Below are 3,200 nucleotides of genomic sequence, written 5' to 3'. Positions count from 1 at the left end.
ATGCCGGGGGTGGACATGACCGTCACGCCGCCGGCCAGGGCCAGGGAGCACTCGCCCGAGCGCAGGGCGCGTACCGCCAGGTGCAGGGCGACCAGTGACGACGAGCACGCCGTGTCCACGGTCAGCGCCGGGCCCTGCAGCCCGAGCGTGTACGCCACCCGACCGGTGGCGACGCTGCCGGCCGTGCCGGTCAGGAAGTGGCCCTCGGCCTCCTCCGGCAGTCGGCCGCCACCGCCGTAGTCGTGGTACATCACACCGGCGAACACACCGGTGTCGCTGCCGTGCAGCGAGGCGGGCGTGATCCCGGCCCGTTCCAGGGCCTCCCAGGAGATCTCCAGCAGCAGCCGCTGCTGCGGGTCCATCGCCAGCGCCTCGCGCGGCGAGATCCCGAAGAACTCGGGGTCGAACTCCGCGGCGTCGTGGAGGAAACCGCCCTTGCGCACGTAGGAGGTGCCGGAGTGGTCCGGGTCGGGGTGGTAGAGGCCGTCCAGGTCCCAGCCCCGGTCGGCCGGGAAGCCCGAGATCACGTCGCGCTGCTCGGCGACCACCCGCCACAGCGCCTCGGGCGAGTCCACCCCGCCCGGGAAACGGCACCCCATACCGACGATCACGATCGGATCGTCGTCCGTACGCGGTGCGGCGGTGGTGACGGGCTGTGGGGCGGTGCTCCCGGTACGTTCCCGCAGGAGCGGGAGCACGAAGTCGACGACGGCGGCCGGTGTGGGACGGTCGAAGACGAGGGTGGCCGGAAGGCGCAGGCCGGTGGCGGAGTTGAGGCGGTTGCGCAGCTGCACCGCGAGCAGCGAGTCGATGCCGAAGCCCTTGAACGGCTGGTCCGGGTCGATCCCGTCCGTCGAGTCGCGGCCGACGACCGAGGCGAGCTGGGTGCGTACGAGGTCGAGCAGCAGACGGCGGCCCTCCTCCTCGGACATCCGGCCGAGCCTGTGGCGCAGGCCGGACCGGCCGGGGTGCCGCTGCGGGACCCGCACCAGCGAGCGCAGCACCGGGGACAGGGTCCCGGCGAGCGCGTCGGAGCGCAGCGCGGCCGGGTCGAGGCGGGCCGGCACGAGCACCGGGTGGTCGTCGGCGAGCGCCCGGTCGAGAAGTTCGAGGCCCTGTTCGGTGGAGAGCGGGGCGATGCCGCGGGTCGAGAGGGTGTCGTCGTCCAAGTGCCCGGTGAGGCCGCTGCGTTCGGCCCACAGTCCCCAGGCGAGTGAGACCGCGGGGCGACCGGCGGCCCGACGACGGGCGGCGAGCGCGTCGAGGAAGACGTTGCCCGCGGCGTAGTTGGCCTGGCCCGGGTTGCCGAGCACGCCCGCCACCGAGGAGAACAGGACGAAGGCCGCCAGATCCTGGTCCGCGGTCAGTTCGTCGAGATGTGCGGCGGCGTCCACCTTGGGCCGCAGCACGGCGGCGAGCCGGTCCGCGGTCAGCGACCCGACCACGCCGTCGTCCAACAGGCCCGCGGTGTGGACGACGGCGGTGAGCCGTACGCCGGTCAGCAGCTGCGCGAGCGCGTCGCGGTCGGCGGTGTCACAGGCGGCGAGGACCACCTCGGCGCCCGCCCCGGTGAGTTCCGCCGCGAGTTCCCCGGCGCCCGGCGCGTCGGGGCCGCGACGGCTGACCAGCAGCAGACGGCGGGCACCGTGCTCGGCGACCAGGTGCCGCGCGACCGATGCGCCGAGCGCTCCGGTTCCGCCGGTGATGAGCACGGTGCCGTCCGGGTCGAGCCGGGCGGCACCGACCAGGTCGGTGACGGCGGTGTGCCGCACCAGCCGAGGGACGAGGACCGTGCCCGCCCGCACGGCGAGCTGGGGCTCGGTGAGCACGGCCCCGGGCACGGTGTCGGCCCGGTGCTCCTCGTCCGAGTCCAACAGCGCGAAACGATCGGGGTGTTCGGACTGTGCGGCCCTGATCAGGCCCCACACGGTGGCCTGGGCCGGGTTCATGACCTCGGGGCCGGCGGCGCCGTCGGTCAGCACCAGCAGTCGGGAGCCGGCGAAACGGGCATCGGCCAGCCACTCCTGGACCAGTTCGAGCGCCCACCCCGCCGACCGGTGTGCGTTCTCGGCGAGGCCGGCTCCCGTGCCGTCCGAGTCCTGCGGTGCGACCGGACATCGTACGGCGACCACCTGCGGTACGGGATCCGGGACGTCGGCCAGGTCCGCGACCAGGCACACGTCGACGTCGGCCGCGGTGGCCGGGGCCGGCCGCCACTCCAGCCGGAACAGCGAGTCGGTTCCGCGTCCGGCGGTCAGGTCGGCGGTGAACGGCCGCATCGTGACGGCCTCCGCGGACAGCACGGGCTTTCCCGCGCTGTCGGTGACGCGCAGGACCACCCCGTCCTCGCCCCTCGCGCTGAGCCGCACCCGCAGGGCGTCCGCGCCCTCGGTGTAGCGGGTGACACCGGACCAGGAGAAGGGCAGGACGGTTCCGCCGTCCTCGCGGAGCAGGCCGACCGCGTGCAGGGCCGCGTCCAGCACCGCCGGGTGCAGCCCGAAGGAGGCGGCGTCCAGTTCGGCGGGCAGGCTCACCTCGGCGTAGACGTCGCGGCCGGTGCGCCAGGCGGCGCGCAGGCCCTGGAAGGCGGGACCGTAGTCGTAGCCCGCTTCCGCGAGGGTGTCGTAGCGGGCCTCGACGTCGATCTCGTGGGCGCCGGGCGGCGGCCACTCGACGAGGTCGAAGTCGGCGGTGTCCTCGTCGACGTCGAGCAGTGCCGTGGCGTGCCGCGTCCACGGGACACCCGGGTCGGCGTCCTGCGGCCGGGAGTGCACGGCCAGCTCCCGCTGCCCGTCCGCGGTCGGCGGTTCGACGGTCACCCGGAGCTGTACGGCTTCGTCGGGCGGGAGCACCAGGGGTGTCTGGAGGGTGAGTTCGGCGAGCCGTCGCCAGCCCGTCCGGGCGCCCACGGCCATGGTGAGTTCGAGGAACGCGGTGCCGGGCAGCAGCACGGTGCCGTGCACGGCGTGATCGGCGAGCCACGGCTGCGCGTCGAGGGCGAGCCGCCCCGTGTACACCAGCCGGTCCTCCTCGACGAGTTCGACCACGGCGCCCAGCAGCGGGTGCCCGGCCGAGGCCAGACCGAGTCCGCGGGCGTCCGTCCCCGCGGGTTCGGGTGTGAGCCAGTAGCGCCGGCGTTGGAAGGGGTAGGGGGGTAGTTCGACGGTGTGGGCGTGGTGGGGTTTCAGGAGGGTGGGCCA

General features: G+C 74.4%; 1 protein-coding gene. It reads right to left on the bottom strand.

Annotation, left to right across the window (positions count from 1 at the left end; genetic code table 11):
• On the bottom strand, positions 1–3,200 hold a 3,200-nt coding region (locus FHS37_RS38640; RefSeq protein ID WP_184829994.1), incomplete at both ends, for a type I polyketide synthase.

The sequence above is a fragment of the Streptomyces griseomycini genome, from assembly GCF_014203535.1.
Lineage (GTDB): Bacteria > Actinomycetota > Actinomycetes > Streptomycetales > Streptomycetaceae > Streptomyces > Streptomyces griseomycini.
This window is presented reverse-complemented; position numbering and strand designations above follow the sequence as displayed.